The sequence below is a fragment of the Xanthomonas sp. WHRI 10204 genome (assembly GCF_040202875.1).
Classification (GTDB): domain Bacteria; phylum Pseudomonadota; class Gammaproteobacteria; order Xanthomonadales; family Xanthomonadaceae; genus Xanthomonas.
In genome coordinates, this window is record NZ_JBEGDW010000002.1 from 374,628 (window position 1) to 397,998 (window position 23,371).

The 23,371-nt window shown below is 65.1% G+C and carries 18 protein-coding genes and 1 pseudogene; 3 read left to right on the forward strand and 16 right to left on the reverse strand.

Translation table 11 applies throughout. The features are described 5' to 3' along the window. Positions 1 to 92: 92 nt before the first annotated feature. A pseudogene (locus ABQZ00_RS12365) lies at positions 93 to 396 on the reverse strand (hypothetical protein). Between the two features lie 94 nt (positions 397 to 490). Here ABQZ00_RS12365 and ABQZ00_RS12370 point away from each other — a divergent pair. Beyond that, the gene (locus ABQZ00_RS12370) at positions 491 to 1,465 is read left to right on the forward strand and encodes a GGDEF domain-containing protein (RefSeq protein ID WP_323514273.1); all 975 of its coding nucleotides are present in this window, start codon (positions 491 to 493) and stop codon (positions 1,463 to 1,465) included. A 95-nt stretch (positions 1,466 to 1,560) separates the two neighbouring features. Here ABQZ00_RS12370 and ABQZ00_RS12375 read toward each other — a convergent pair whose 3' ends face one another. From ABQZ00_RS12375 to ABQZ00_RS12400, 6 genes are all read right to left on the reverse strand, one after another. Beyond that, positions 1,561 to 2,985 (reverse strand): efflux transporter outer membrane subunit, encoded by a 1,425-nt coding sequence (locus tag ABQZ00_RS12375; protein WP_055844938.1) that lies wholly within the window; start codon positions 2,983 to 2,985, stop codon positions 1,561 to 1,563. Further along, positions 2,979 to 3,710, reverse strand: a complete 732-nt coding sequence (locus ABQZ00_RS12380) for an SDR family oxidoreductase (RefSeq protein ID WP_323538197.1) — start codon at positions 3,708 to 3,710, stop codon at positions 2,979 to 2,981. The genes ABQZ00_RS12375 and ABQZ00_RS12380 overlap by 7 nt, the downstream gene beginning before the upstream one ends. A gap of 36 nt (positions 3,711 to 3,746) precedes the next feature. Then, positions 3,747 to 6,917 (reverse strand): efflux RND transporter permease subunit, encoded by a 3,171-nt coding sequence (locus ABQZ00_RS12385; RefSeq protein WP_323538196.1) that lies wholly within the window; start codon positions 6,915 to 6,917, stop codon positions 3,747 to 3,749. Between the two features lie 104 nt (positions 6,918 to 7,021). After that, positions 7,022 to 8,212 carry an efflux RND transporter periplasmic adaptor subunit gene (locus ABQZ00_RS12390; protein ID WP_055844946.1) on the reverse strand — a complete coding sequence of 397 codons (1,191 nt, stop codon included), beginning with the start codon at positions 8,210 to 8,212 and terminating at the stop codon, positions 7,022 to 7,024. Then, positions 8,209 to 8,982 (reverse strand): SDR family NAD(P)-dependent oxidoreductase, encoded by a 774-nt coding sequence (locus ABQZ00_RS12395; RefSeq protein WP_323538195.1) that lies wholly within the window; start codon positions 8,980 to 8,982, stop codon positions 8,209 to 8,211. Before ABQZ00_RS12395 ends, ABQZ00_RS12390 begins: the two co-directional genes overlap by 4 nt. Beyond that, positions 8,979 to 9,206: a hypothetical protein gene (locus ABQZ00_RS12400; protein ID WP_115512094.1), complete on the reverse strand. Its 228-nt coding sequence runs from the start codon at positions 9,204 to 9,206 to the stop codon at positions 8,979 to 8,981. Before ABQZ00_RS12400 ends, ABQZ00_RS12395 begins: the two co-directional genes overlap by 4 nt. Before the next feature lie 129 nt (positions 9,207 to 9,335). On the opposite strand from ABQZ00_RS12400, the gene ABQZ00_RS12405 reads away from it, so the two are divergent. Next, entirely contained in the window at positions 9,336 to 10,367 is a 1,032-nt protein-coding gene (locus ABQZ00_RS12405) for an XC_2801 family transcriptional regulator (RefSeq protein ID WP_323538194.1), read from the forward strand. 256 nt (positions 10,368 to 10,623) lie between these two features. On the opposite strand, the gene ABQZ00_RS12410 is transcribed toward ABQZ00_RS12405, so the two are convergent. The 8 genes from ABQZ00_RS12410 to ABQZ00_RS12445 all read right to left on the reverse strand — a co-directional run bounded on the left by ABQZ00_RS12410 (position 10,624) and on the right by ABQZ00_RS12445 (position 22,307). Next, positions 10,624 to 11,349, reverse strand: coding sequence for a YiaD family glycine zipper/OmpA-like lipoprotein (locus tag ABQZ00_RS12410; protein WP_115528244.1), 726 nt, complete (start codon positions 11,347 to 11,349; stop codon positions 10,624 to 10,626). 267 nt (positions 11,350 to 11,616) lie between these two features. Next, complete coding sequence (locus ABQZ00_RS12415) at positions 11,617 to 13,035, reverse strand: cryptochrome/photolyase family protein (protein ID WP_323538193.1); 1,419 nt, start codon at positions 13,033 to 13,035, stop codon at positions 11,617 to 11,619. Positions 13,036 to 13,285: 250 nt separating this feature from the next. Beyond that, a complete protein-coding gene (locus ABQZ00_RS12420) occupies positions 13,286 to 14,716 on the reverse strand; it encodes a replicative DNA helicase (protein WP_055844967.1) in 1,431 nt (476 codons plus the stop codon). Positions 14,717 to 14,937: 221 nt separating this feature from the next. After that, positions 14,938 to 15,492 carry an NADPH-dependent FMN reductase gene (locus tag ABQZ00_RS12425; RefSeq protein WP_323538192.1) on the reverse strand — a complete coding sequence of 185 codons (555 nt, stop codon included), beginning with the start codon at positions 15,490 to 15,492 and terminating at the stop codon, positions 14,938 to 14,940. Positions 15,493 to 15,751: 259 nt separating this feature from the next. Next, positions 15,752 to 17,692 (reverse strand): asparagine synthase (glutamine-hydrolyzing), encoded by a 1,941-nt coding sequence (asnB, locus tag ABQZ00_RS12430; RefSeq protein WP_115527474.1) that lies wholly within the window; start codon positions 17,690 to 17,692, stop codon positions 15,752 to 15,754. A gap of 19 nt (positions 17,693 to 17,711) precedes the next feature. Then, positions 17,712 to 18,350, reverse strand: coding sequence for a glutathione S-transferase family protein (locus ABQZ00_RS12435; protein WP_323517234.1), 639 nt, complete (start codon positions 18,348 to 18,350; stop codon positions 17,712 to 17,714). A 149-nt stretch (positions 18,351 to 18,499) separates the two neighbouring features. Then, positions 18,500 to 21,043, reverse strand: coding sequence for a DUF3857 domain-containing protein (locus tag ABQZ00_RS12440; protein ID WP_323538357.1), 2,544 nt, complete (start codon positions 21,041 to 21,043; stop codon positions 18,500 to 18,502). An 88-nt stretch (positions 21,044 to 21,131) separates the two neighbouring features. Then, a complete protein-coding gene (locus tag ABQZ00_RS12445; RefSeq protein ID WP_311240450.1) occupies positions 21,132 to 22,307 on the reverse strand; it encodes an acyl-CoA dehydrogenase family protein in 1,176 nt (391 codons plus the stop codon). Here ABQZ00_RS12445 and ABQZ00_RS12450 point away from each other — a divergent pair. Continuing rightward, positions 22,294 to 22,446 (forward strand): hypothetical protein, encoded by a 153-nt coding sequence (locus tag ABQZ00_RS12450; RefSeq protein ID WP_323517237.1) that lies wholly within the window; start codon positions 22,294 to 22,296, stop codon positions 22,444 to 22,446. The genes ABQZ00_RS12445 and ABQZ00_RS12450 overlap by 14 nt on opposite strands. Here ABQZ00_RS12450 and ABQZ00_RS12455 read toward each other — a convergent pair. Next, the gene (locus tag ABQZ00_RS12455; RefSeq protein WP_323517239.1) at positions 22,440 to 23,231 is read right to left on the reverse strand and encodes a glycine zipper 2TM domain-containing protein; all 792 of its coding nucleotides are present in this window, start codon (positions 23,229 to 23,231) and stop codon (positions 22,440 to 22,442) included. The two genes, ABQZ00_RS12450 and ABQZ00_RS12455, sit on opposite strands and share 7 nt — an antisense overlap. Positions 23,232 to 23,371: the final 140 nt, after the last annotated feature.

The following is a 23,371-nucleotide window of genomic DNA, read 5'->3' on the forward strand; positions in this document are numbered from 1 at the left end:
GCGTCGCCAAAGCTGCGGCCTGACGCACCATGCCGACACAAGCACTCGCCGTGCCTGCCATACGTGTCGGCCGATTCTTCAGCAGCGCTGCATCACCGACCGGCACGCCCATCCGCGCCGGTGGGAATCAGCCCTGCTCCAGCCAGCATGCCGTCGACGCGGGCACGCACGTAGGTCGCATCGTCGGGCTCGGCGCTGCGCAGTACCGTTTCGGTGCGCGCCTGGAAATCCGATAGTCGAAATCCGCATCTTCATCTGCAGGCAGCTGCGGCAGTCCGTTCTGCAACGCATCGAGGCGCGTCGCTAGCTCTTTGCGTTTAGGCATAACAGGCCCCGACTCACAGCCGATACGGTTGCCACAAGGCCGTCAACAACGCACCAAGCCTTGCCATGCAACGCTTCATTTTCCTACCCGCTACAGCGGTGATTGCATGCTCAACTTTCGCGCAACCCGGCCGATAATGATGCCGACTCCGACAGAACCTTGCCTGTGATCCTTCACCTGCGGCGGGATTTCCGCCTCGGCATCGTCAAGATGCTTGGGCCAATCACCGCGCTGTTGCTTTGCCTCTATGCGGTGTACCTGGCCATGACCGGCCAGGCGATTGCGTGCCTCATCACCGCAGCGCTGGGCGTGCTGGCGATCTGGCGTGGCTGGCAGATGCGCGCGGCAGAACGCACGGGCGCTGGCGGTGTCTGGTTGGCATCGATCAATGTCGCCGGCTGCCTGGTGGCCTGCTGGACCGGGGGCGACGGCGCCCTACCCTGGCTGTTTCCGGTGCTGGCAACCAATTATTTTCTGTGCGGGCCGCAACGCGCGGTGTTGCTGAGCCTGCCGTTGATGGTGGCATTGTTGTTCTTGCCCGGCTTGATCGTCAGCCCCGGCCAGGGCGTGTCGACCGTGGTGGTGACGCTGGTGACGTTGGCGGTGGGGTATTCGTTCTCGCTGCGCATGCAGGACGACCGCGTGCACCTGGAAGAGCTGGCGTCGCTGGATGCGCTCACCGGCTTGCCCAACCGACGCATGCTCGAACGCGCGTTGACCCATCAGATCGATCAACGCCAACCGCAGGAGCGGCTCAACAGCCTGATCATCCTGGACCTGGACCATTTCAAAGAGGTCAACGATCTGTACGGGCATGCCGCAGGCGATGCGGCGCTGTCGGATCTGGCGACCATCTTGCGCTACGAAGTCCGCGAGCCGCATCAGGTGTTCCGGTTTGGCGGCGAAGAATTCGTGGTGTTGCTGCGCGCCGGCTCATTGGCGGAACTGGAAGCGGCCACCGAGCGCTTGCGCAAGGTGATCCGTAATGGGTTGCGTGGCCCGGGAGGACGCATCACGGTCTCGCTGGGAGCTGCGCGCCACGATGGCGAAACGCACTGGCAAGACTGGTTTTCGCGTGCCGATGCGGCACTGTATCTGGCCAAAAACAGCGGCCGCGATAGCGTACGGGTTGCCGACTGAGCACCGCGCCGCTGGCTGGCTGGATCGCGACATCGAACACGACGATTACGATCTTCTGCTAGACGGGGCGACCCAACGGCCGCCCCGTCCATCGTTCAACGATCGACCACCGCCACCGGTGCGGCGGGTGCTTCACCCTGCTTCCAGCCGCCCAGCGCCTTGTACACACCGACCACGCCGACATTGACTGCCGCCTCGGCCTGCGCCAACGCATCGTCTGCCGCCAGCTGGGTGCGCTGTGCATCCAGCAAGGTCAGGAAGTCTTCCGACCCCTCGCGGTAACGGATCTGCGCGAGCTGCTCGGCACGTCGCGCGGCATTGGCCTGGTCCACCACGATGGCCAGACGCGCCTGCTGCCGGCCGTAGCCGATCAAGGCGTTTTCAGTGTCTTCCAACGCCAGCAACACCGTTTGCTGGTACTGCGCCAATGCACCGTCGGCCTGGGCCTTGCTGGCACGCAGGCGTGCACGCACGGTGCCGAAGTCGAATGCAGCCCAGCTGATCGACGGGGTGATCGACCAGGCTTTTGCGTTGCCCTGGGTCAACCTGGCCGCATCGCCGGACAGAAAGCCGACAAAGCCGCTCACGCTGATGCGCGGGAACAGATCGGCCGTGGCAACGCCGACCTGCGCGGTGGCTGCGGCCAGACGGCGCTCGGCGCTACGCACGTCCGGGCGCTGACGCAGCAATCCGGCCGTATCGCCCAGCGGCAACGGGCGCGCGAACGCCGGCATGCTGCGTGCGACCAGGGTGGCATCCAGCGCATTCGGCTGCTGGCCGAGCAACACGGCAAGACGGTGCCGGTATTGCGCCTCGGCGGTTTCCAGCAACGGAATATCCGCTTCGATGGCCTTCAAACGCGCCAGGCTGCTCTGCACATCCAGCTCGCTGCCGGCGCCCAGGTCCCAACGCGTCTGCGTCAGCTTCTGGGTATCGCGCAGATTGGTCAGGGTGCGCTTGGAGACATCGAGCTGCTTCTGGGTGCCGCGCAATTCGAAGTAATTGCGCGCCACTTCGGCTGCAACCGTGACCTGCACGTCCAGCAGGTTGGCCTGCTCGGCGTCGAGATCGGCGCGCGCCGCTTCCGAGGCGCGGCGCTGACGGCCGAACAGATCCAGCTCCCAGGCCGCATCCAGGCCCAGGGTGGTCTGTTCGGTGAGGAAGCGCTGATTGCCGGCGATCACCTGCTGCTGCTCGCGTCGATCGAAGCTGCTCTGCGCAGTGATATGCGGGGCCTGATCGAGACGACGCTCCACAAACACCGCACGTGCCTGCTTCACCCGCGACACCGCGATGCGCAGATCGTGATTGGCGAACAACGCATCGCGCACCAGTTGCTCCAGCACCGGGTCGTCGAACTGCGACCACCAGTTGCCGACCGGGGATTCAGCGCTGAAAGACGCATCCTGCGCGCCCTGCAGCGTGACCGAGGCGGGCGGGTCGGGCCGGTAATCCGGCCCCACCGCGCAACCGCTGAGCACCAGCGCAGCCAGCGCCGCGCCGAGCAATGTCCTTACCATGGCAAGGTGTCTCCCAAGTGGGTGTAGCTGCCGGTGGGGCCGTGCGCATCGATCAATGCCATCTGCACGCTGCTGTGTGCGCCCTGCTCGATGTCGATCTCGCCCTCACCACCGTTCATGTCGGTTTTGACGTAGCCCGGATGGATGGCGTTGACCTTGATCGAGGTGTCGCGCAGCTCATAGGCCAGATGCACGGTCCAGCTGTTCAAGGCGCTCTTGGAGGCGTTGTAGGCAGGCACCTTGAAAGTGTAGATCGGCGAGTTGGGGTAGCTATGCAGCGTCAGCGAGCCGAGAACGCTGGACACGTTGACGATACGGCCGGCCAGCGAGCGCTGCAGCAGCGGCAGGAACGCCTTGGTCACGCCGACTACTGCAAACAGATTGGTGTCGAAGGTGCGCTTCCAGGTGTCCAGGCTTTGCTCGGACGGCTTGCGCTGGATGTCGTCGATCATGATGCCGGCGTTGTTGACCAGGATGTCCAGGTGGCCGTGACGCTCCTTCACCGTGCCGACTGCTGCAGCGATGCTGATGTCGTCGTTGACGTCCAGTTGAATCGCTTCCACCGGCAGGCCTTCGGCCTGCAGCTTGAGTGCAGCGGCCACTGCGTCGTCGCGCTTGCGACCGGCCAGCAGCGTGTGCACGCCGGCCTGTGCGAGTTGACGAACGGTTTCCAGGCCGATGCCGCGGGTGGCGCCGGTGACCAGTGCGATCTTGGTGTTGCTCATGTGGTGAATCCTCTTCAATTGGGGGAAGTGATTGGCTTACGCCTTGACCGTGTCATGCGAAACGGCGGCCGGTGCAGCGGGCCCGCGACGGGTCACCCACTTGCGCAGCGCCACGTAGAACACGGGGGTCAGGAACAGGCCGAACAAGGTCACGCCCAGCATGCCGGCGAACACGGTGATACCGGTGACCGAGCGCACTTCGGCGCCAGCGCCATGGCCGAACACCAGCGGCACGGTGCCGGCGATGAAGGCGATGGAGGTCATCACGATCGGGCGCAGACGCAGGCGGCAGGCTTCCAGCGCGGCCTCGACAATGCCCTTGCCGTGCATCTCCAGCTCGCGGGCGAATTCCACGATCAGGATCGCGTTCTTGCACGCCAGGCCCATCAACACCACCAGGCCCACCTGCACGAACACGTTGTTGTCGCCGCCAGTGAGCCACACACCGAACAACGCAGACAGCAAGGTCATCGGCACGATCAGGATCACCGCCAGCGGCAGGGTCCAGCTTTCGTACAACGCGGCCAGCACCAGGAACGCCAGCAACACCGCCATCGGGAACACGATCAATGCCGAGTTGCCCTGCGTGGACTGCTGATAACTCAGGTCGGTCCATTCGATGTTCATGCCGTTGGGCAACACCTTCGGCGCCATGCCGGCCAGCGTGTGCATCGCCTCGGTGGACGACAGCACGCGCGGGTCCGCTTCACCGATCAGATCGGCGGCCGGGTAGCCGTTGTAGCGGATCACCGGATCCGGGCCGTAGGTCTGGCCCAGCGTCACCATGCTGCCGATCGGCACCATTTGGCCGTTGGCATTGCGGGTGCGCAGGTTGGCAATGTCTTCGACGCTGTCGCGGAACTGTCCATCGGCCTGGGCGATCACCTGATAGGTGCGACCGAAGCGATTGAAGTCGTTGATGTACGACGAGCCCAGATAGGTCTGCAGCGTGTCGAACAGATTGGTCAGCGGCACGCCCTGTGCCTTGGCCTTGTCGCGGTCGACCTTGGCATCGAGCTGCGGCACGTTGGCCTGGTAGGTACCGATCGGGAACTGCATGCCCGGCGTTTGCGCGATCGCACCGGACATCGCATTCACCGCACTCTGCAACTGGCCGTAGCCCAGACCTGCACGGTCCTGGATATACAGCGAGTAGCCCGAGCCCTGGCCCAGACCCAGAATCGGCGGCGGCATGAAGGCGAACGCAAAGCCCTGCTGGATCTGGCTGATACGTGCGTTGATTTCCGCATTGATCTGCGCGGCGGTACGGGTGCGCTGACTGAACGGCTTGAGCGTCAGGAACACGGTGCCGGTGTTGGGCGTGTTGGTGAACTGCAGCGGATTCAAACCCGGGAACGCAATCGCGTGGTCCACGCCTTCGGTCTGCAGCGCGATCTGGGTGATCTGACGGATCACCTCATTGGTGCGCTCCAGCGAAGCGCCTTCCGGCAACTTGGTACCGGCGATCAGGTACAGCTTGTCCTGAGTCGGAATGAAGCCGCCCGGCACGATCTTGAACATGAAACCGGTGCCGACCAGCAGCAGCAGATACACCATGAACACCGCGCCACGCTTGCCCAGCGCACGCGACACCGCGCCCTGATACTTGTGCGAGCTGCTGTTGAAGAAGCGGTTGAACGGACGGAACAGCCAACCGAACAAGCGATCGATCAACCGCGACGGGCCGTCCTTCGGCGCGTCGTGCGCCTTGAGTAGCATGGCTGCCAGCGCCGGCGACAAGGTCAGCGAGTTGATCGCCGAAATCACCGTGGAAATGGCGATGGTCACCGCAAACTGCTTGTAGAACTGACCGGTCACGCCCGACAGGAACGCCATCGGCACGAACACTGCGCACAGCACCAGCGCGATGGCGATGATGGGCCCGGACACTTCGCGCATCGCCTGATGCGCAGCTGCCAGCGGAGTAAGACCTTCTTCGATATTGCGCTCGACGTTTTCCACCACCACGATCGCATCGTCGACCACGATGCCAATCGCCAGCACCAGGCCGAACAGGCTCAAGGTATTGATCGAGAACCCCAGCAGATACAGCGCTGCGAACGTGCCCACCACCGACACCGGCACCGCCAGCAACGGAATGATCGAAGCGCGCCAGGTCTGCAGGAACAGGATCACCACCAGCACCACCAACAGCACCGCTTCCAGCAGCGTGTGCACCACGGCGCTGATCGAGTCGCGCACGAACACGGTGGGGTCATACGCTGCCGACCAGGCCATGTCCTGCGGGAACTGCTTTTCCAGCTCGGCCATCTTGGCGCGCACGGCGTCCGACAATTCGATCGCGTTGGCACCAGGCGACTGGAACACGCCCATGCCCACCGCGTTCTGGTTGTCAAGCTGCGAGCGCAAGGTGTAGTTGCCGGCGCCCAGCTCCAGACGCGCCACGTCGCTCAAGCGCACGATCTCGCCGCTGTTGCCGCTGCGGATCACGATGTTGCCGAACTCTTCTTCAGTGGTCAGGCGGCCCTGCGCATTGATCGAGAGCAGGAAGTCGCTCTTGTTCGGCATCGGCTCGGCGCCGAGCTGGCCGGCGGAGACCTGCACGTTCTGCTCGCGGATCGCAGCGACCACGTCGCTGGCGGTGAGCCCGCGCGCGGCCACCTTGTCCGGATTCAGCCAGATACGCATGGCGTAGTCGCCCGAACCGAAGATCTGGATCTGGCCCACGCCAGGCAGACGCGACAGCTCGTCCTTGACCTTCAAGGTGGCGTAGTTGCTCAGGTACAGCGAGTTGTACTTGCCCTTGGGCGAGGTGAGATGCACAACCATGGTCAGCGTCGGCGACTGCTTCTGGGTGGTCACACCCTGCCGGCGCACGTCTTCGGGCAGACGCGCCTGCGCCTGGCTGACGCGGTTCTGCACCTGCACCTGTGCCTGGTCCGGATCGGTGCCGGGCTTGAAGGTCACGGTGACCACCAGTACGCCGTCCGAACCGGCCACCGACTTCATGTACATCATGTCTTCGACGCCGTTGATCGCTTCTTCAAGCGGCGTGGCGACGGTCTCGGCAATGACCTTGGGATTGGCGCCCGGATACACCGCACGCACCTGCACGCTCGGCGGTACCACTTCGGGGTATTCGCTGATGGGCAGCAGCGGCATGGCGATCAGGCCGGCCGCGAAGATGATGATCGACAGCACCGCGGCAAAGATCGGCCGGTCGATGAAAAAACGGGAAAAGTCCATTGGGGTGGTCCTGAAAGAGGTTGCCGCCGGGTGGCGGCGCGGCACAGCGGCCCCGATCCGGTCTGGGTGTCAGGCCGGTGGTCGAAGCGCGATGCAGCGATGAATCAGTTCGACGCGGTGCGTTTGTCCGATGCGGCGGCCATGGCCACGGCCTTGGCATCGACCGGCATGCCGGGCATGAAGATCTTCTGCACGCCATCGACCACGACGCGGTCGCCCGCGGCCAGACCCTTGCGCACGATGCGCAGCCCATCGGCACTGCGACCGAGCTCCACATCGCGACGCTGCGCCTTGCCGTCCTTGTCGACCACGTACACGTACTTGCGGTCCTGGTCGGTCAACACGGCTTTTTCGTCGACCAGCATGGCCTTGAACTGGCCGCTGCCCAGCAACTGCACGTGCGCATACAGGCCCGGCGTGAACTGCCGCTGCGCGTTGTCGAGCACGGCACGCACGCGGATGGTGCCGGTGCTGCGGGTCACCTGGTTATCCAGGAAATCCACGCGCCCGGCGTGCGGGAAGCCCTGCTCGCCGACCAGGCCGATGCGCACCGGCAACTCGCCGCCGCGTTCGTCCGGACGCTCGCCGTTGCGGGCCATCTGCGAGTAGCGCAGGAAGGTGCCTTCGTCGGCATCGAAGTAGACGAACACCTTGTCCAGCGACACCAGCGTGGTCAGCACGCTGGCGCTGTCGCCGGCGGTGACCAGGTTGCCGGCAGTGACCATCGCACGCCCGGCGCGGCCGTCGATCGGCGCGCGCACGCGGCTCCAGTCCAGATTGAGCTTGGCGGTGTCCACTGCCGCTTGTGCGGCCAGCAGATCGGCATCGGCCTGATCGGCGGCGGCGCGACGCTGCTCCCAGATTTCGGTGGAAATGGCCTGCTGGTCGGAGAGTTTGCGCGCACGTGCCGCTTCGCTGCGCGCCAGCGTGGCCTGGGTGCGGGCCCGCACCATCGCTGCGTTGGCGCGGGCGAAATCGGCGCGGTAGCTACGATCGTCGATGCTGAAGAGCACATCGCCCTTCTTCACTTCGGCGCCTTCGGTGTAGTTCACCTTGTCGATGTAGCCGGACACGCGCGGGCGCAATTCGACGCTTTGCACTGCCTCGATGCGGCCGCTGAATTCGTCCCACTGGCTGATCTCTTTCATCAGCACCGGCGCGACGCTGACGCTGGGCGGCGGCGGCGCGCCGGTCTGCGCGGCACCGCCGCCGCAGGCGGCAAGCACGACCGCGAGCACGGCGCCCGTCAGAACAGTACGCATTGGAAAACGGAACGGGGTGGCGTTCGGGGTCATGGAGAGATCTCTCGAGTGGGGATGGGCAAATGCAGACCGGCCAGCCGGTCTACCGACGGCGCGGTAGAAAGACGACGACTGACGGTCACGATGGGTTGTCCGGGCTGGCCAGGCCCGGCGATGAGCGAGACGGCGGCGCGGCCGACATCCACGGCGCGAATCCATTCCGGGCACGCATCCTTGGCACGGCCCGGCGTGCACACCGGTTGTTCGACCGAGAGCAGATGCACACGCACGCCCAGCGGTTTGGCTTCTTCATGCAGCACCTGGGCGAGCATGCGGATGGCGGCGGCGGCCACCGAACTGTCGCCGTGTGCCGCCCAGGCGCGCAGCGCGCACGGGCTGCCCAGCAACAGATAGCGGCCGCCGCCGTCGGCTTCGGCCAGCAGCGGCAACAGGTGACGTGCCGCCGCCAGATGCGGCAGCACGTCGCGCTCCAGGCGCCGACGCAGCGCCGTCACCGGCCGATCCAGCAAGCGCCCGGCCTTCCGCGGGCTGCCCAGGCTGGCGATCACTGCGCCCAAGGGGCGCGGCCGCTGCGCCAGCTCGGTGGCCAGCGCCTGTGCCGCGGCGTCATCGGCCACCGAGCCTTGCAGGGTCTCCAGCAGCGGGGCATTGCCATGCTGCGCGCGTAGCGCGTCGAGCTTGGCGGCATCGCGTCCAATCACCAGCACCGGCATGCCGGCGTCGAGCAACGCGGTGACGATCCCGGCACCCACGTTGCCCGCACCGCCGATCACGACGGTTTCGGATTGGACCATCCCGATCATGGGACTTTCACTCCCGACATCGGGACAATTCCGCGCTGTGCCCAGCGCGCCTGCAGTCCAGTCCGCTGCATGGGCGCACCGCCAGCCTGCCGCTTGGGCGAAGCGGAAAAGCCACGTGAAACGCTGGCACGCGGGCTTCTTGCCGAGGAAACCACCGGATCGAAAGCGCTTTCAATAGCGCTGCGGGCGTTAGAGGACAAGCCGAAGACATCGCACAACCACATGGCCGTGCTCCTGCATGGAGGGGATGCCGCATAAGCTAGGCCTGAAAGTAGCACTTGATTAGTCCGGATTTAGGGGAATAATCGTCCCGCAAGCGGTCCAATCCCTCCTGACCCCCGGAAGGCAGTCCCATGACACACGATCTCAACGACACCCTGATCTTCGTCAAGGTGGTCGAACAAGGCAGCTTCATTGCTGCCGCCAACGCGCTTGGCCTGCCCAAGACCACCGTCAGCCGCAAGGTGCAGGAACTGGAAACGCGCCTGGGTGCGCGCCTGCTGCACCGGACCACGCGGCGCATCGGCCTGACCGAAGCCGGCTCGGTGTATCACGAACATTGCCAGCGCATCGCCCGCGAACTGGAAGAAGCCGAAAGCGCAGTCGGGCAATTGCAGTCCGGCCCGCGCGGCTGGCTGCGGTTTACCGTGCCGTATTCGCTGGGCATTACCTGGATCGCGCCATTGCTGGGCGAATTCCATGCGCAATACCCGGAAATCCAGCTGGATATGCATCTGGGCAACGAGAAGCTGGACCTGATCGGCGGCGAAGCCGATCTGGCATTGCGCGTCGGTGCCCTGCCCGATTCGAACCTGGTCGCACGCAAGCTCGGCAGCCTGCGCACGCAGGTGTTTGCCAGCCCGTCGTATATCGAACGCTATGGCGAGCCGCTGCATCCGGACGAGCTGCAATTCCATCGCACGCTGGCATTGCGCAAGAACCGCAACGTGCACAACAACCGCTTTTTCTGGTCGCTTAGCGATGGCAGCGATGTGCGCGATTTTCCGGTCAATCCATTGATGGTGGCCAATGACCCCGCCGCGCTCAACGGTGCGGTGTTATGCGGCGAAGGGTTGCTGCTGACCGGCGATGTGATGGCCAAACCGTTCGTGCAATCGGGCCTGGTGCGTCGCGTACTCGCTGGCTGGACCGGGCCGGAAGTGGATTTCAACGCAGTGTTTGCCGGCGGCCGTCTGGTGTCGCCAAAAGTGCGCGCGTTCGTGGACTTTCTGGTGACGCGGATGAACTTCGACGCGGATTACATGATGGCCCAGTGCCCGGCACGGTTGGCTGCGCAAAAGGCCAGCAGCGAGGCAGAAGTGGAAGTCGAAGTGGAAGCCGAACGTGCGGAAGGCAAGCGCATTCTGGAACACGTGACTGCGTGATTGCGTGCTTGAGTCGCGCGCGTTAGTTGAGCGGGCTTAGTTAGTCGAGTGCGCTTCGATGGATCCCGCTCTCGTCGGGAGAAGCTGCCCGACGGGCGGATGCGGGTACGTGCGCAGGTCGAACTGGCAACATCACGCCGCGCTTTCGTTTGAAATTTCTGGTTCGACATAAAAAAGCAGGCCGCTCTCGCGGCCTGCTTCAGGACTTCTGCGCTGGCGAGGAGTCACCAGCGCACACTTCACACGTACGACGTACTCAACGCATGCCGGTGTTGCTGGCAGCGCCTTCCGCACGCAGCGGAATCAAGCGAATTTCCACGCGGCGGTTCTGCGCGCGACCGGCGTCAGTGCTGTTGTCGGCGATCGGGTAGCGCTTGCCGGCACCCATGGTTTCCATGCGTTCGCGCTGCACGCCCTGTGCGGTCAGATACTGCGCCACTGCGCCGGCACGCTCTTCGGACAGGCGCTGATTCACCGCATCGCTGCCGACGCTATCGGTATGGCCCACCACTTCCACCATGGTCTGGTTGTACTCGCGCAGCGTGGAGGCAACGCCATTGAGCGCGCTGTAGAACTGCGGCTTCAACGCAGACTTGCCGAAGTCGAAGGTGATGCCGTCGGGCAGGTTCAAGGTGATGTTGTCGCCCTGGCGCTGCACGTCGATACCGGTATTGGCGGTGCGCTCACGTAGCGCACGTTCCTGCCGATCCTGGTACTGGCCAACCGCCGCGCCGCTCAGTGCACCGATACCAGCACCAACCATGGCGTGCTGACGACGCTCGGTAGCGCTGTCGCCGGTGAGCAGGCCCGCAGCCACACCGATCGCGGTGCCGATCAGCGCATTGCGGCCGGTGCGGTTCTGCTGTTGGGTCTGGTCGCCATATTGATCGCGCTGCACATACGAGCCGCCGGTAGCGCAGGCGGACAGCGCGATGGCGCTGGCCAGGGCAACGGCGAGACTCTTGGTGGCTGCTGGGGACATGGTGTTCTCCTGTGGCCGGAACATCCGGCACTCAATCGTGGTGGCGAGGATAAACAGGCCAACGCGACTGGCGCATGATGAAAATGGTCATGGATGACGTGCGGATAGCCGTCCATTCAGGAAAACGTTTTCGGTGGCCACATGCGAAAACAAGACGAAAACTGCAGCTGCCTGCGTTGCTACGCGACCGCATCGAAGACGCGTTGGGCGTTGCGACATGCCTGCACTGCAGGCGCACACGCACATGCCGCAGCACACGCGCCGCAGTCAGCCCCGCGTCTTTGCATAGGCGGCCAACGCCGCATCGCGCCCTTCTGCAAGACCAATGATCGGTGTGCGCGGATACTCCGGTGCGAAGCGTGCGAGCGACAACGGATGCAGCCACGGGGCGAAGCGTTCCTTCACCGCGAGCTTGCCGAGTTCGGGCACCCAGCGCGTGATGTAAGTGGCCTGTGGATCGAATTTTTCTGCCTGCGTGACCGGGTTGAACACACGGAAATACGGCGCGGCATCGGCACCGGTGCCGGCCACCCATTGCCAGCCCATGGTGTTGTTGGCCAGGTCCGCATCCACCAGCGTGTCCCAGAACCAGCGCGCGCCTTCGATCCAGTGCACGCGCAAGTGCTTGCACAGCAGACTGGCCACGATCATGCGCACACGGTTGTGCATCCAGCCGGTGTGCCAGAGCTGACGCATGCCTGCATCGACGATCGGAATGCCGGTGCGGCCGCGTTGCCAGGCCTGCAATGCGACCGGATCGACCTTGGCCCAGTCAAACCCTTCGAAGCGCGGATTGAGATTCTGATTGGTGGTGTCCGGAAAGTGATGCAGCAAGTGATACGCAAAATCGCGCCAACCCAGCTGGCGGATGTAGCCATCGATCTCGGCACCATTGCGCGCGTTGCGATGCGCTTCCAGCGTGCTGGCAATCCGCCACGGTGCGATCTCGCCGAAATGCAGATGCGGCGACAGTTGCGAGGTACCGACGCGATCGGGACGGTCGCGATTTTCGCGATACCCGTTGAGCGCACCGTCGATGAAGATCTCCAGCATTTCATGCGCACCGGCCTCGCCGGGCTGCCAGTGCTCCCAGAATCCTTGGTCCCAGTTCAAGCGCGGCAGCAACTGCAGCGACTCCAGCGCAACGGTTTTCAACTTCGCCGGCAACGGCGGCAAACTGCGCGGCGCCGGCACGGTAGTGGACAGCTGCAACTGGGTCAGCGCGTTGCGCCAGAACGGGGTAAAAACCTTGTACGGGCCGCCCTGTTGCGTCGACAACTGCCAGGGCTCCAACAGCAACGCGGAATTGCAGCTTTGCACCTCGATGCCGCGCTCACGCAGGCTGCGCTTGATCTGCGCATCGCGCGGCTGGGTGGCCGGTTCGTATTTGCGGTTCCAATACACCGCCACTGCGCCGGTCTGCGCGATCAGCTCATCCAGCACCTGCGCACTGTTACCGGCACGGATGACCAGGCCGCTCCCCAACGCACGCAGCGCGTTGTCCAGCGCCGCAAGCGAGCGATGCCGCCAGCTGCGCGAAGCCGCGCCAGGCGCCCACTCGCCTTCTTCGTGCGGTGCGTCGATGTAGAGCGGAATCGGGTCATGCCCGGCATCCAGCGCGGCACGCAGGGCCGGATTGTCCTGCAGACGCAGATCGCGACGGAACCAGACGATGGCGTATGACATGCGAACTCGGCAGCGGCGGTGAGGCTGCGCAGCATAAGCCAGCGCACGCAACGATGGCGCGATGCCCGGCCCACTCCGACATGCGGGTCGCCCGGCGGCAGCACATGTTGCGCGGCAGTGGATCGCTCACGCGTGACCGCAGCGACATCGATATCGCCGCACGCGCGCGCTTATGGATGGAGGCGCAAGCGTTGCCGCGCCAGTGCCGTTCAACCGCCGCCCACGACCGCAGGCAGCGCTGGCAAGGTACTTACTCGAAGCTGCCCACCGAGTCGTGCGACAGATTGTCGAAGCGGGTGTATTCGCCGAAGAACTTGAGCTTGCACGAGCCGGTCGGTCCGCCACGGTGCTTGCCGATGATGATCTCGGCCAGGCCCTTGTCCGGCGAATTTTCCTTGTTGTAGTAATCGTCGCGGTAGATGAAGACGATCATGTCGGCGTCCTGCTCGATTGCGCCTGATTCGCGCAGGTCGGCCATCACCGGGCGCTTGTCGGTACGGGTTTCCAGCGAGCGGTTGAGCTGCGACAGCGCAATCACCGGCACGTTGAGTTCCTTGGCCAGGCCCTTGAGACCACGCGAGATTTCCGAAATTTCGGTCGCGCGGTTTTCGCTGTTGCCCGGCACCGACATCAGCTGCAGGTAGTCGATGACGATCAGGCCCAGGTCGTGTTCGCGCTTGAGCCGGCGGCACTTGGAACGCAGCACTTCCGGCGACACGCCTGGCGTATCGTCGATGAAGATCTTGGTTTCTTTCAGCATCTTGATCGCGCCCGTCACGCGCGCCCAATCCTCGTCTTCCAGTGCGCCGGTACGCAGACGCTGCGCATTGATGCGACCGTTGGAGGAGATCAGACGCATCGCCAACTGCGAGGCCGACATTTCCATCGAAAATACCGCCACGCCCTTCTTGGACTTGATCGCAGCGTATTCGGCGATGTTCAGCGCCAGCGTGGTCTTGCCCATCGCCGGACGCGCGGCCAGGATGATCAGATCGGTCGGCTGCAGGCCGGCGGTCATCGCATCGAAGTCGGTGTAGCCGGTCGGCAGACCGGTGATGTTGCCGCCGTTTTCGAAACGGTTGCGCAGCTCTTCGAACGCGTCCTTCAATGCGCCCGGCATCGCCACGAAATCGGTGCGTCCACGCGCGCCTGCTTCGGCGATCTTGAACACCGCTTTTTCCGCCGATGCCAGCAGCTCCACGCTCTCGCGCCCTTCCGGCTGAAAGCCATCGTTGACGATGGTGGTGCCCACTTCAATGAGCTGCCGCAGCACGGCCTTGTCGCGCACGATTTCCGCGTACGCGGCGATATTGGCCGCCGACGGCGTGGTGCTGGCCAGCTCGATCAGATACGCGCCATCGCCCACCTGCTCCAGCTTGCCCTGAGACTCGAACCACTCGCCCAACGTCACCGCGTCGAACGGACGGTCTTTCTCGTTCAACTCGCGAATCGCGCGGTAGATCAGCCGGTGGTCGCGCCGGTAAAAATCGTTATCGGTGAGCTGGTCGTTGACCCGGTCGAACGCCTCCGGTGCCAGCATCAGCCCGCCAAGCACAGCCTGTTCGGCTTCGACCGAATGCGGCGGCACGCGCAACTGGTCCAGACGCGGCTCGGGACGATCGTAATCGTCGTCGTCGCGATCACGATTGCGCTTGGAACGGAAACCAGGACGAGCGGACATGGACGAACAAACCTGACGCGGGGAGACGAGGGCAGGAAGCATAGTCATCGACGGCGCCGACGACCATGCACAACTCTGTGGATAACTGGTGGACAGCCAGTGCATCACCCTTGTACGCGAGCGCTGTCGCAGCAGCCGCGACCCTTGCCCTGCCTGGCTTTCAGCACCCTGACCAGGCAGCCCGGCAAGCGCGCACGCGCCGCGACAACGCTGTGATCAACTCAATGCTTGAGGTGCGCGACCAGGCCCAGAAACGCATCGACAAAGCTTTGCAGGAACTTGCGGCTGTCGGCGTTGGCGATCTGATCGCCCGGGCCAAACAGACCGTCCTTGTACTGCAGGAAGACCTCCGGCTGGCCCAGCACATGCATGTTCAGATAGGCCAGCACATTGCGCAGATGCTGCTGTGCAGTCGCAGTACCGATCGCGCCGACCGAGATACCGACCACCGCTGCCGGCTTGCCGCTAAACGCACTGTCGCCGTAAGGACGCGAGCCAGTGTCGATGGCGTTCTTGAGCACGCCGGGAATCGATCGGTTGTACTCGGGCGTGACGAACAACACCGCATCGGCCGCGCGGATCTGCTGCTTCAGGCGCGTGCCCTCGGCCGGGTAGTCCCCGTCGTGGTCCTGGTTGTACAGCGGGATATCGCCGATTTCCACATACTCGAACACAGCCTTATTGCCAGCCAGATGCTCCAGTGCGCGCGCCAGCTGACGGTTGTACGACTCTGCGCGCAGGCTGCCGACCAGGACGGCAATAGTGATCTTGCTCATGGGGGACGCTCCGTGGAATCAGGGCCCCACCCTACCCAGCCCCATGCTCAGAGCTGGTGAAACGCCGCCCGGCACCGGCGGCTCAACCGGCGGCGCACGCATCGACGGCGCATGGTTCAAGAGGATTTCGCCTGCAAGGCGTTGACGCTCCGCTCCTACCCGGCCTGATGTTCGAGCCGCGGCGCCCAGCGTCACACTCCACGCGGGCGCAGCAACGCCATCACCCGCACCTAGGGACGGTTGATCGCCACGATCACGGTCAGCGCGTCATCGCCGCGCGTTGTTCGCGCCAGTGCGCCTGCCAGGCCTGGAACATCAGCACCGTCCACAGGTGCGTGTGCCATTTGCGTTCGCCACCGTTGAAGTCGCGCCATAGTCCGGCCACGGTGTCGGCGGCAAACACGCCCTCGCGCTCCAACGTGCCGTGCGCCAGCAGATCGTCCGCCCAGCCATTCAAATCGCCGCGCAGCCAGGCACTGACCGGCGCGCCGAAGCCGCGCTTGCCGCGGTAGACCATCGGGTCGGGCAGATAGCGGCACAGCACGCGCTTGAGCAGGTATTTGCTGACCCCGTCGCGGTACTTGAGCGAGAGCGGCAGCGACCAGGCGAATTCAGCCACGCGCCAGTCCAGCAGCGGTGCGCGCGCTTCCAGCCCCACGGCCATGGTGGTGCGGTCGACCTTGCACAACAGGTCGTCGGGCAGATACGCGGCAAAATCGGCCAACATCATCGCGTCAGCCGGCGTGCCGGAGCCGTGCAGCGGGTCGGCCAGGCTGTAGAAACTGTCTGGCTCGGTGGCGCCCAGCACCACTGCGGCCGGGTCGCGCCAGCGCGAAATGCGATTGCGGTAGATGTCGCCGATGCCGCGCGCGCCCGCTTCGGCCACCAGCGCGGCCAGCCCGCCGGTACGCGAGGATTCGCCATTGCTGCGCGCCGCCACCGCCATCAGGCGACGCAACGGGCCAGGCACCAGGCCGTGCATGCGCCAGTTGCGCAACGCGCGCTGGTAGCGGCCATAGCCGAAGAACAATTCATCGCCGCCATCGCCGGACAGCGCCACGGTCACGCCGCCGCGTGCCAGGCGTGCCACCAGCGCGGTCGGCACCTGCGACGCATCGGCGAAGGGCTCGTCGAACATGTCGGGCAAGGTCGGCACCACCGCCAGTGCATCGGCACCGCTGACGTACAGCTCGGTGTGGTCGGTATGCAGATGCGTGGCCACTTCGCGCGCCAGCGGCGCTTCATCGTGATGCGAGCCTTCAAAGCCGATGCTGAAGGTGTGCACCGGCTGGCTGCTTTGCGCCTGCATCATCGCGGTGACGATGGACGAGTCGGTGCCGCCGGACAGGAACACGCCAACCGGCACGTCGGCCACCATGCGTAGCGCCACCGCATCGCGCAGCACGCTATCGAGCTGTTCTTCGGCCTGCGTATCGGTGCCGGTAAATGGCGCTGCCAGGGCGCGCTGCATCGCTTCGCGCGCATTCCAGAACGGCTGTTGCGCCTGATCGGGACGGTGCGCGGCCGCACCTGCCGCCACGGTCTGCGCATCCATCCGCAACACGCGGCCGGGCATCAGCTTGAAGGTGCGCTCGTGGATGCAGGCAGGCGCCGGGATGTAGCCCAGCCGCAGCAGCAAGGTCAGCGCGTCGCGATCGACCCCGTTGTCGAAATCCGGGTGCTGCCACAGCGCCTTGAGTTCGGAACCGAACACCAGCGTGTCGCCGGCCCAGCCGTAGTACAGCGGCTTCTTGCCGACACGGTCGCGCGCCAGGAACAGGCAGTTGTCGCGCTCGTCCCACAGTGCGATGGCGAACATGCCATTGCAGCGGGTCAAGGTGTCGTCCAGCCCCCATTCCACCACCGCTGCCAGCAGCACTTCGGTATCGGAATGCCCGCGGAAGCGATGCCCGAGCGCAGCCAGTGCGGCACGCAGTTGCGCAAAGTTGTAGACCTCGCCGTTGTAGGCCAGCACATAGCGGCCGTCGGCCGAACGCATCGGCTGATGGCCCAGCGGCGACAGATCCAGAATGCTCAGCCGCTGGTGCGCCAGGGCCACGCCGGCCTGCGCATCGCACCAGGTACCTGCATCGTCCGGGCCGCGATGACGCAAGGCCGCACCCATCGGTCGCACCAGCGCGTCGAGCTGCTCGCCATGCAGGCGCGGCGACGCCAGCAGCATTCCTGCCAATCCGCACATGCTCAGCGCTCCTGCCGACTCATGCCGCCACCGCCGCAGGTGCGGGCATCGGCACGAAGCCCGACAGCGCCCGCACGCGTTGCAGCCAGGCACCGATCGCCGGCCAGCGCTCCAGATCGAAACCGCCGTCTTCGGCGCAGTGCGTGTACGCAAACAGCGCGATGTCGGCGATGCCGTAGTCGCTCCCGGTGAACCAGGCGTGCTGCTGCAGATGCTGCTCCATCACCGCCAGCGCCTGGTCGCCGCGCGCGCGCAGCTGCGGCAATTCGGCGCGGCGCGCGGCATCGCGCGGTGTCCACAGGCTGATGAAACGTGCCACCGCCAGATACGGTTCGTGGCTGTATTGCTCGAAGAACATCCAGCTCAGCGCCTGCGCACGTTGCCACGCATCGGTGGGCAGGTACGGCGTGCCTTCGGCCAGCCAGAACAGGATCGCGTTGGATTCGGTCAGCACGCGGCCGTCGTCGCGTTCCACCATCGGCACCTTGCCGTTGGGATTCTTGGCCAGGTACTCGGGCGTGCGGGTCTGCCCCGCCACGCTGTCTACTTCGACCCAGTGATAACGGCTACCCAGCTGCTCCAGCAGCAGACGCACCTTGTAGCAGTTGCCGGAACTGGACATGCCATGCACGGTCAACGGGGGACGCACGGTCGACATCAAGCTGGCTCCGCGACAACGACGAGGGGGCTGGCAGTGTCACAGCCCCGTGCGCCTTTGCAAAGCCCTTTGCACGCATCGGCAGCCGCCTGCTGCCACCGGTGCGTGCACTGCAATCGCCAGTCGGTCTGCAGCAGCGATGGCCCATCTCACCCCGTCGCCACGATCGCCACCGGTACGCCCAGCACAGCGACCACCACACCCAGCAGCGACAGCGTCAACGCCCAGGCACCGAAGGCGCGCGTGCGTCCGCACCCGGTGGCACCGGCAACGGCCTGCACCGAGCACACCGACCACCACAGGCCGCCGAGCATCAACAGCAGCACGCACATCGACAACTGCGCCATGCCGGCCGGATCGCTGGCACCGCTCTGCAGCAGGGCCGGCTTGCCCTTGAGCGCCACCAGCCCGGCGAGCACGCACACCAGCCATGGCAAGACGCTGCCCGCCATTGCCGGCAGCAGCCGCGCGACCTGCGCCGCGCCACCCATCCAGCGCAACAATTGTTTGAGCAGCACGCAGCCCAGCACCAGCACCGCGCCCACGGCCAGAGCACCGACCAGCTGCATCCACCATGGCAGCGCATGCAGCCACATCCACGCCGACACCAGCGTGGTCACGGCAAACACCGCCCAGGCACTGCGCTGCAGCCCAACCTGCTGTGGCATGCGCTGCGCCGTGCCGTGCGGGTCGAACAGCAGCCCGCCCAGCCCACCGCCACGCCACCAGGCCAGGCAACCCAGCACCAGCACGATCAAGGCCAGCAACCCGACCAGCGGATAGCTCAGCGCCCGCCAATCGGTCGGTTGCTTGCGCCGCTGCGGCTTGAGGTCGTGATTGAAGTACAGCAGGTCGCGCGCACGCTCCATATCGGCCGCCGCACGCTCCACCCCGTTAGCGGGAATGCGGTCGGTAAAACGCTGCCATTCGCCGACAATTTCAATGCGCCCATCGCGCATCGCGATCGTGCGCGAGAAGCGAAACCAGGGGTTGCTCACGCTCTGCGTGTCTGCATCCACTTTCGTCACCGGGTCGCTCTGCACGCGCACGGTCTGCCGCGCCAGCTGCGGCCCGCGCAGCACCAACGGGCTCTTGCGCGCCTCCTTGGGCAAGCTATCCATCCAGTCGCCGAGCTGAAACAGCGGAAAACCCACTTCGTCGCCTTCTGCCACCGGCCATTCCAGCCGATAGGTTTCGTGCGTGCGCACATTCAATGCATCGCTATCGTCGATGGTCGGCGCATCGACCTGTGTCAGCGCGGTGTAGTACTGCTGCATGAACTCCAGATAGCGCTCGCCCATCGCTTGCGCGCCATCGTTTTCGAAGCTCGATGTCACCCGCTCACCGCGTCCCTGCCGATACGTGGTGTCCACGCTGAAAGTGGCGACGCGCTGCGGTTTGCGCAGCGAAATCACGATGTCTTCGATGACCTCGACCTGCGGCAAGGTCGGCATCGGTGCCGGCACGTCGACCAGGGCGTCCTGCCCGGCCAGGACCGGCAATCCACGTACGAAGGGCAGCGGCCGACGCTGCGCAAGCGGGCCGTCCTCGCGGTCGCGCGTGGCATCTACCCACACATCGCCCTGCGGCAGATGTGCGCGCACCACCACATGGTCGAAGGCGTAGGGGCTGGGCAGGCGCTTGTCCAGTGCGGCGCCCTTGTCGCTGCTGACCAGCACTGGTTCGGCGCGGATGCCGGCCAGCTGCAACAACGCAATCAACAAGGTCGCCTTGTCCTTGCAGTCGCCGTAGCGGTTGCGCAACGTCACTTCCGGCGCATGCGGCGCGTGCGAGTTTTCGCCCATGTCCAGGCCGACGTAGCGGATCTCGCCCTGCACGAAGGCCACCGCGCGCAACAATGCGCCCTGCGCATCGTCGCTGTGCAGCCGCAGGCTCTGCCTCATGCTGGCGGCCACCTGCGCATCCTTGAACGCATCCGGATACAACTGCGCGGCCCATGCGGCCACATTCGCCCAGTTGCCGGCAGTGGACACTTCGATCACGCCATACGGGTCCACATCGTCGGGAGCGCCTTTTTCCTCCTGCACCGCGGCGATATTGCTTGCCCCGATGTTCAACAGCGTGACCCCATCGGCACTGCTGACATTGCGGCTGAAGCCTGGCGCGCTGATGCGCCACTGCAAGGCCATGTCGGCGGGATAACGCACACGAATCCGGCGTTCGCCCAGCGGCACGCCGTAGCGCGCATCGAAGATGTCGTAATAGCCCTTGCCGAACACCGGGTTGCTGCCGGTGATGGTCACCCCGTAATCCACCCGGTCGCCGACGCGCAGGTCCGGCAAAGTGATCGACAGCGTCAGCGCGCCATCGATCAAGCCTTCTTCCAGGCCGCTTTCGCGGCGTAGCTTGGCGTAATGCGCGCGGCTACGCATGTCGATGCGCTGGCCCGCGCGCCAGACATCCAGGCTGTTGAGCTGCAACGTCTGATACTGCGGCTGGTAGTCGATGGAGATCTGCCCGGCCTCGTCCAGACTCTTGGCCCGCTGCACCGTATAACTCAGCCGCCGATACGCGCGCGCCGCAGGGCCGGTCAGATCGACCTGATCGGAGACCAGTTCATAGCGCAATCCGCTCGCGCCCGGCACGCTGTCGGGCACCGCATCGGCGACCACCCATGCCGGTGCCGGCGCCATGCTCGGCGCCTCGTTTGCCTGCGCCGGCGGTATCGCAATTGCGGCAATCGCGCAGATCCCGCACACCGTCCAGAAGACGCCGCGTAGGCGCCGCATCACATCCTTGCCGATCAACACCTACTCCTCGTTAAAACGCGTTGAGTCCCGTCAGCGCACGTCCCACCACCAGCTGATGCACGGTTTCGGTGCCCTCGTACGTAATCACCGATTCCAGGTTGAGCGCATGCCGGATCGCCACATGTTCGGTGGTGATGCCGGCCGCCCCCAGCAGGTCGCGACACTCGCGTGCCACGTCCAGCGCCATGCGGCAATTATTCCACTTTGCCAGCGAGATCTGTTCCGGCCGCAACGTCCCGGCCTCCTTCAAACGGCCAAGCTGCAGCGCCAGCAGCTGTGCGGTGGAGATCCGTCGCGCCATGTCGGCCAGCTTGATCTGCGCGCTCTGGGTGGCCGCCAGCGGCCGGCCGAACAGGATGCGCTCGCCCGCGTAGGCCAGCGCCTCGCGCAGGCAGGCCACCGCTGCGCCGATGGCGCCCCAGGCAATGCCGTAACGCGCCTGGTTGAGGCAGCTCAACGGCGCCTTCAACCCGGCCGCGTTCGGCAGGCGCATCTGCTCGGGCACGAACACGTTATCCAGGAACAGCGCCGAAGTGACCGATGCGCGCAGGCTCATCTTGTGGGTGATGTCCTGCGCACTGAACCCGGGGCTGTCGGTGTCGACCAGAAAACCGCACACGCCATCGTCGGTATGCGCCCAGATGATGGCCAGGCTGGCGATGCTGCCGTTGGTGATCCACATCTTGGCGCCGTTCAAGCGCCAGCCGTCGCCATCGCGCACCGCACGGGTGGTCATCGCCGCCGGGTCCGAGCCGCCCTGCGCCTCGCTCAGGCCGAAGCAGCCGATCACGCGGCCGGCGGCCATCTCCGGCAACCAGCGTTGGCGTTGCGCGTCGCTGCCATAGGCATGGATAGGATACATACACAGCGAGGACTGCACGCTGACGAAACTGCGCAAACCGCTGTCGCCACGCTCCAGTTCCTGGCAAATCAATCCGTAAGACACCGCCCCCAGACCCGCACCGCCATCGCCGACCGGCAGGCTGGCGCCCAGCAATCCCAGCTGCGCCAGTTCCGGCACCCACTCGCGTGGGAACCGCCCCGCATCGAAGGCATCGCCGATCGCCGGCAGTACCCGGGCATCGGTAAAACGCGCGACGGCATCCTGCACCGCCCGCTCCTCGTCGGTCAGCAGCGCTCGTACATCGAACAGATCATCGGGACGCACCGGCATGCTGGTTTCCACCACAGGAGAAGCGGCGATTATCTGCCAGTTCCCGGCCCAGCATCGTGGTGTGCGTGCGGCAGCTCGCTGGGCTGAAACGAAAAGAGCCGGCAATGCCGGCTCTCTCGTTGCAGTGATGTCGATCCTTGCGGATTACTGACGGCTGCTCACCGCGTCCTGACGGGTGCCGGGATCGCCCGCCGTCGAGGCGGTCTGAGTCACCAGCTGACCATCGACCACGGCCAGACGATCGCTCGCCGGCTTGTCGTTCATCCGCACGGTCTTTTCGAAACCGTCGTAGCGGTAGGTCACGTCGTAGGCCACCACGTTGTCGGCATCGCCCAGCGAAATGCGCTCGCCCGGCTTGCTGTCCATACGCATAGTGCCGGTGGTGCCGTCGGCATTGCGGTAGGTCACGTCGTAGCCCACCACACGCGACGAGCTCGAATTGGCGTTTTCGGTATGGCACTGACGCTCGGTGCGATCCACCACGCGGCCACCGACATGGTTGCGGTCCACACGATTGCCGACCATGCCACCACCGACAGCGCCGGCAACAGTCGCCAGCTTGCGGCCATTACCGCCACCCACCTGGTTGCCCAGCAGGCCACCGATGACGGCGCCTGCGACGGTGCCGCCGACGTTGCCATCGCGCTCGGGCAGACGTTCCTGCACCACCACGTCGCGGCATACTTCGCGCGGCGAGGAACTGGTGGTGGTTTCGCGGATTGCAGCGCTGTTGACGACCTGCGCGTACTGCGGCTCGCGCTGGGTGATCGGTGCGACCTTGACCACGTCGGCGTATTCCAGACCGCGCGGCGCCGGCTGGCCGTTGGCGACGAAGTCGCCCGACGACGGACGGTTATTCATGAAGGCGGCAGTGGCCACGCCTCCTACCAGCAAGGCACCGGCAGCGACCAGTATAGTTGTCGTGTTGCTCTTCATGACCAGCTCCCTGCGGACGTGCCGCGTTGTTGACGGCGTGATTCCAGCACGTGAACCCTGAACGAAAACGCCCTCGCTCATGAACGCCGCGGTTAAGTTCAGCTAGCGGTTACTTCATGCACTTCTAACAGCCGGAGCTC